Annotated in this window: 9 protein-coding genes; 7 read left to right on the forward strand and 2 right to left on the reverse strand. The window is 41.1% G+C overall.

All coding sequences use genetic code 11. From position 1 onward, the window contains the following. Window positions 1–534 precede the first annotated feature (534 nt). Entirely contained in the window at window positions 535–708 is a 174-nt protein-coding gene (locus tag VST71_08915) for a hypothetical protein (GenBank protein MEC4685835.1), read from the forward strand. A gap of 34 nt (window positions 709–742) precedes the next feature. On the opposite strand, the gene VST71_08920 is transcribed toward VST71_08915, so the two are convergent. Then, window positions 743–1,393, reverse strand: coding sequence for a transposase (locus VST71_08920; protein MEC4685836.1), 651 nt, complete (start codon window positions 1,391–1,393; stop codon window positions 743–745). 42 nt (window positions 1,394–1,435) lie between these two features. Continuing rightward, window positions 1,436–1,948, reverse strand: a complete 513-nt coding sequence (locus VST71_08925; protein ID MEC4685837.1) for a transposase — start codon at window positions 1,946–1,948, stop codon at window positions 1,436–1,438. A gap of 515 nt (window positions 1,949–2,463) precedes the next feature. Between VST71_08925 and VST71_08930 the strand changes: the two genes are divergently transcribed. The 6 genes from VST71_08930 (at window position 2,464) to VST71_08955 (ending at window position 6,305) form a co-directional block, all read left to right on the forward strand. Further along, complete coding sequence (locus tag VST71_08930; GenBank protein ID MEC4685838.1) at window positions 2,464–2,955, forward strand: PsbP-related protein; 492 nt, start codon at window positions 2,464–2,466, stop codon at window positions 2,953–2,955. Between the two features lie 93 nt (window positions 2,956–3,048). Continuing rightward, window positions 3,049–3,603: a hypothetical protein gene (locus tag VST71_08935; protein MEC4685839.1), complete on the forward strand. Its 555-nt coding sequence runs from the start codon at window positions 3,049–3,051 to the stop codon at window positions 3,601–3,603. A 234-nt stretch (window positions 3,604–3,837) separates the two neighbouring features. Continuing rightward, on the forward strand, window positions 3,838–4,872 hold the full coding sequence (locus tag VST71_08940) for a nucleotide-binding protein (GenBank protein MEC4685840.1): 1,035 nt from the start codon (window positions 3,838–3,840) through the stop codon (window positions 4,870–4,872). A 156-nt stretch (window positions 4,873–5,028) separates the two neighbouring features. Then, window positions 5,029–5,361: a hypothetical protein gene (locus VST71_08945; GenBank protein ID MEC4685841.1), complete on the forward strand. Its 333-nt coding sequence runs from the start codon at window positions 5,029–5,031 to the stop codon at window positions 5,359–5,361. 259 nt (window positions 5,362–5,620) lie between these two features. Continuing rightward, entirely contained in the window at window positions 5,621–6,124 is a 504-nt protein-coding gene (locus VST71_08950) for a hypothetical protein (GenBank protein MEC4685842.1), read from the forward strand. Beyond that, window positions 6,105–6,305 carry a hypothetical protein gene (locus VST71_08955; protein ID MEC4685843.1) on the forward strand — a complete coding sequence of 67 codons (201 nt, stop codon included), beginning with the start codon at window positions 6,105–6,107 and terminating at the stop codon, window positions 6,303–6,305. Before VST71_08950 ends, VST71_08955 begins: the two co-directional genes overlap by 20 nt. Window positions 6,306–6,440 lie beyond the last annotated feature (135 nt).

Genomic DNA, 6,440 nt, shown 5'->3' on the forward strand with positions numbered 1-6,440 from the left:
GCCACAAAACTTAGAAAAGTCTTTTTAAGGCTTAGGAGGAGAGGTACGTTTGAATCCTTACAGGGTTCTGCAACTATATGATTCTAAAAGATATTTCTTGAAATGTATTTTTTTACTTGACAGGGGATATAGGATGTCCCCAACTTCCGCTATTATGGTTAATCTCTCCGCAGGCATCTGTTCCTCCTCAATTCTATTTGAAAAGGTTCAGATTACCATTTCTTCTTTAGAAATTAACCAGCGCCGGCTTTTGCTCCTGAAGTTGTTTTCCTGCCCGGAGTTTTCTGCCCCCATACCCCGGCCGCCTTCCCTTGGAATCAGTGGCCGCTTTCCCTCGGAATGGGTGGCCGGATTGACTCGGAATATGCACTCTCCCTATTGATTTATTAAATTTTCAATACCCCACAGTCTCTGCTGTGGGGATTCCTTGAACCCCCTTTTAAAGGAGGTTTGGGGGATTATAATGTATGCAGTTTTGAGTAAGTTTGTTTCTTTTGGATACCCCGCTGTCTCTGCAGCGGGAAGGTTCATTTAATGAAAGAGAGGACAGGAGTGACTCACAGGGAGATAGGAGAAGTTTTTTTAGGACTGAGTAATTCGGCTATAGGCAAAGTATATCAAAGATTTAGAAAAGAAATTCACCGGGACAGGAAACTCAGGCGTAGAGTTACAACAATTGAAAAGACTTTGTCCTTTGTCGGGGGCTGAACTTCCCATTTAAAAAATCAAGTAAATTTTCTGTCTAAGCAGCCTTCTTTAGTCCCTCCCTTATAACATAGTCACGATCTTCTTTCAACATTTTAAAAACAACTTTTATCAACTGCCGGGCCAAACACCGTAACGCATGATTATGTTTTTTACCTTCAGCTCGTTTCTTACCATAATAGGCATTTGATTCAGGAATATATCTTATTGTGCAGCCAGCAATTTCTATCATTGTTGCCTTACATATTCTGTTTGCCTTGTACACAACTCTTGTCTTCTTGCTTTTCCCTGAATCATCATCTACACAGGCCACTCCACAGTAAACCGCCAGTTGCTCTTCTCTTTCAAATCTGTTGATGTCGCCTATTTCACCAACCAGCCGGCTGGATAGTTTTGTGCCTATACCTGACATGCTTGTTAATCGCTTAACCTCGGCACTCTTCTCTCCCAGCTCTTCCAGCTTCCCGTCTAACATCGCAATTTCCTCTTTCAGCTCTAATACGCGTTTGGCACTGGAGGATATTATCGTTTTATATGTTTCTGCCATCTCCTCAAAACATTGTATATTCCGTAAACCGTCCAGCATTAGTGAAGCATATTTCTTCCCTATCATTTTTATTTTCAATAATGCTTCCATTGTTAGCTTCTTATATTTGCTGAAGTCAGGGTACTTTATCAGAAGTCTCAACAGCTTCTTGCTGTCCGTATTGCCAAACTCCAGTACATCAGGTCATACCTCCAGTACTCGCTTCCTTAAACGGTTCTGTGTCCGGATTTTCTCATTTATCAGACTTTGCTGATGCCTGGATAACAGCTTGAGTTTTTCATTGACGCTTGGCAGTTTTGTTACTTCGATGAATGCCTTTTCTTTCCCCGTATCTACGTGCTCCCTTAATTTCAACATCTTAGCTAACATCTTTGCGTCTCTCCGGTCATTCCTCCATTCTCCACCAAACACATCCTTGAACCTTTTTAGTTTGAGATTGTCCACGTTGTATAACCTGAATCCATTCTCTATCAACAACCGGTCAAAGGGGGTCCCATATCCGTTCTTTCCTTCAATTGCAAATCCTATTGCCTCTTCTTCTCTTGCCTCTATTTCCTTGAACTCTTCTATCGCCTCATGAAAGTCACTATACTTGTGTGCTACCTCCCGGTCATACAATATCTCCTCTTTTTCATCCATGATTATTACATGATGCCGCTCACTTCCCACGTCTATTCCTCCATGTAATTTCTTCAATCTTACCCCTCCTTTATCTTTGAGATTTTTTATGGCTTTGTCAATACCCTTTGTCCCGTCTATAATAGCCTCTGATTGGCATCTTCCCATTAGACAAGGTATTAACTGGGAGCATCCGGCAGTTCAGACCCGAGTCTCATTCATCGACGGACCCCACCAGCCACAGATGCTCCCATTGCCATTTATTTATCTTACTCCATAAAGAAGGCTGCTTGTTTTTCTTTCCCGTTTCTTACTTTGTCTTTCTATTATAGACCCCTTTTTGTACTCTTTTTGTACTTTTTGTACCCCCTTTTGGAGGGAAAGCCACCCTAATGAGTGTTTTCATAGGAGCATGGCCTTTGCGGTCTCTCCCCTGATTGACCCTGTGCATACACTTATTGACCGACAATAAAATATATCCGTATCCGGTAGTTATATCAATTTCTTGTTGTCAATTCCCCGGATTTCTGCTATTATGTCAACAGCGGCTTAATTTTATTGTTAGGTTGAAGATATCAAAAAAGGAGGCATATATGCAGCTGAGACGTATGACCGTTTTATGTATGGCGCTGTTAATCTCGTGTGTACTCATAGGATGTAATAGCACCCCTAAAGAATCAGGCCGGTATTATAATAAGGGGAAAGGTTTTTCTATCAAGTTCCCTGAAGGGTGGAAGAAACAAAAATCACCGAGGGGAGTAATCATAACCTTTGGCAGTCCCGAAGACACGGCAAGCGTTGGAGTGCAGAAACAAAAAGTATCTCCACAGCAGACACTCGCCTATACCGTCAAGTTTATGAAATCATACACAAGGAAAATCGGAGGAAAAATAATTGACACGGGCGAGACTGTAATTGATAATGTTGATGCATCTTGGCTGCTTTCGGACTTAGGCAGCGAAACGATTATAACCTATTACATGAAAAAGGATGATTATATCTATTCCATATTAGCCTCTGCCGCAAAAGATGACTTCTATGAGGATGAAATGAGAAGTATTGCCAGAAGTTTTCGCTTTGAATAGCAATCTGAAAGATATATTTAACACTACAGTGGGTAGCAGACTCTCTTTTTTGCCCTTGTGATTATGCGTTGGATTTGAAGTCGAAATTATTGAATGAGTACTAAAAAGATATTAATATTCAGTATCTTAAGCATCTTTTTATTGCTGGCGTATTTTTATTTAAAAGCTCCTTCAGCAGGTTCAATCGTTCAAGGAATGAGTATCGATATAGAAAATGGAGAGATTGAATATAAAGATGTTATTTATACGGCTGAGTGGGGGGATCAAAAGATTCATGTTGGAGATATAAGGTACATAGGAAGGGCATATGATAAGTATGCTCCATATATCACCAATGATGCAATTGTGACCACAGGGGAGTTTAGTGACCCCTCCATCGTGGAAGTAACTCCCATAAGAAATGGAAATATGTCTTGGCGAGCGCAAAAAAAACCGAAAGGGAGTTTAATTGTTTTGCATTTTATCCCGGCAAATCTGCTTGTATTTAAGGACTTATCACGAATTAAAGAAGGACAAGAAGCTGAGTTTACTGGAAGAGAAGAGATTGACGGCAAGATTGAAAGTTCCCATGGCAGGTATGTCGCCCTTGGACATTCTAATCACAGATTTTTCCTATTAGAAAAGGTGCGCCAAATAGATATTGAATAATAATTGAAAAGGAAAGTACCGGAAGAACATTAAAAGGGGCATATAATTCCGGAGGTATACTTGTCATGAATAATTGGTCTATTTCCGGATATCATTATGAAATGCAAGATAGCCAGTTAGATAACTATAAAAAACCTATAAATCTTGTCAGATGTCTTTAAAATCATGTAAAATTCCGGGAAAGCACAGAAACTGTATAATTATTGGTTAGCTCAAATTTTTAAATGGAATAATATGGACGAGAACATAAAAGTATTTATCCAGGAGCTTGAGAAATGTGACGAAACGTACGAGATAGAGCGATGGCAACTCCGCGTAAAGACCTATCTTGATGAAGCCTTTGGGCATGAGATGGCAAACAAATTCCAAAGCCTCAACATCAACGATAACCCATGGGACGGATCAGCTAGACAGCGAGGTTACCTGGAAGCTTTGTTAGCTAAAAAGAAGTCCTCAAATGAAAATATTCGGGTTAAGCAAATGGCCAATAGAAGGCTTACTTATGATTTTTTTATTACCGAACTTGGTCGATTAATTACATCTGGCGAGATGCTTTATAACGCTGATCAACGTGATCTTGATCCTAAATTCAGACTTTGGCGTCTTGAGGTGACGGATTTAATTGATCGTATTAATAAGGCAGGTTATTCAGTACGATGTAGTATTCGCGGCCGCTCGTTTGGTACGCATAGGAATGCGACAGAAGAATACCTCAAAGAAGAGTATAATAGAGAATTACAAGATACACTCAACGAACTCAATTTAACAATAAAGAGATATGAAGATTTTGGGGAGCCGTACACAATAACAATTAACAAAATCGAAACGCAGGGATTGGGAAAAGTTTTTCTTGGACATGGCCGTTCTTTGCTTTGGAACAGAGTCCATCGTTTTTTAAAAGATGAGCTTTCTTTGGAGGTCATAGACTTTGAAACTGAAAGTAGAGCATCTTCTCATATTGTTGAGGTTTTAAAACAATTTCTTGATGAATGTAATTTTGCGGTAATCGTAATGACAGCAGAGGACGCAACAGCTGATGGAAAAATAAGGTCTCGACAAAATGTCATTCATGAAATCGGACTATTTCAAGGACGTCACGGATTCGACCGAGTATTGATTTTTCAACAAGAGGATGTAGAGGGTTTTTCAAACATTGCAGGGCTCCAGACTATAAGATTCAAGGATAAACCCGAAGACGGTTTTTATGAACTACAACGAGCCTTAGAAACGTTTAAGCGAGCTAACCAGGCAAATACAGCTGACTCGTAAACTCGCGGCTGATTTGCAGCGGTTATGTGTATAAAGTGGAAATCAACGCTATTGTGTTTATGTCGCTAACGTAGAAATATTAAGAACGAATTTTTTATACATTCGTTATGGGTAACTTGAAAACAGTAAGTTGATGTATAAAGAAAGGCGGGTATTATGAAAATAGGTGTAATCAATACTGGTGGTACAATCAGTTGTGTTGGTTCCCCCCTCAGTCCGATGACGGCAAAGGAATTTTCCGATGCGTGCACGACCATTCTCAACCCGGTAATCAGGAATGAGTTTAAGGACATCGACATTGATTATATCACTGACCTGACCTTTCCCGGATCCAAGGGACAGCACCAACCATCAGCCAACCGATTGGTGCCTGATGGCCGACTATATCCTGCAGCACTATACGACATACGATGGTTGGGTCGTGCTCCACGGAACGGACAGCCTGGACTTTACAGGCTCGGCCCTGCCGTTCCTGTTATCATGTTTTGATTTCAAGGGGATTCCCACCGCGGTAAAATGTGAAATGTAAAATGTGAAATGGGGTCGGGTCTTAATTATTAAGTATTCGTTTATAATAAAGTCGGGGCAATATTTAAACTTAATATTTAAGATGTGACCCCAGAACTTTGAATTACCTGCCATAGCCTATGAAATAGAAGAGTTTCACGAGGGCAAGGTCAGGAAAGACGGTCATGTCCGGTTCCGCAACAAATACTACTCCGTAAGGGAGAGTTACTGTGACCGGAAGGTGATAGTAATAGGAAATAGCAGGCAAGTATCAATCTATCATAAGGGCAACCTGATAGAAGTCCATACCCGGATTACCGATCCGTATATATCCAGAAGCACGAAGGAATGTCACAAGACCCCCTGGGAGCGTTCCATGAAAGAAGGTTCTCACTATCGGAAGGCAGCGGCAAGGCTTGGTCCGTATGTGGAAGAGGTTGTGCTGAAACTGCTTGCTCAGGGCAACGGGTTTATAGATACAAGAAAGATATGGGGAATACTTTCCCTTGATAAGAAGTACACAGGTGGGCAGATAAACGAGGCTTGCAGGAAGGCCTTGTCTGTAGAAGCCTACAGCTACAGGAGCATTTTGATGTTGCTGGAACTGGAAACAGGGACAAGAAAAGATATAGACAAAGGAGCTCTGTCAAGAAATACAACGACATACAAGTTCACAAGGTCCATAGAGGAATATCAACAACTATTACTAAATCCGGGAGGCAAAGATGAACATAGAGACGGTTAGCAGACAGCTTAAAACCCTCAAACTCAATACAGCAGCAACAGAGCTGCAGGAGGTGCTTGGAAATCACAAGAAGGCGGTGTCCCTGTCATGGATCAGTGAGTTGCTGGAGCGTGAGATTGATGCCCGCAGGGAAAAATCCCTGATGGCGAGAATCAAAAAGGCTAACTTCCCTGAGATGTAAGCGTCAAATAAAGCCCATCTTCCCAGGAAGAGGTAAGAGATGCCATGATAAGCCAATCAAAAATAAGGAGGCGAGTCATGGCAAAGAAAGGGTCAAGAGAGGGAGAGAAAGAGGAATACTGGAAGGGGCATATAC

Source organism: Nitrospirota bacterium, assembly GCA_035873375.1.
GTDB lineage: Bacteria > Nitrospirota > Thermodesulfovibrionia > Thermodesulfovibrionales > JdFR-85 > BMS3Bbin07.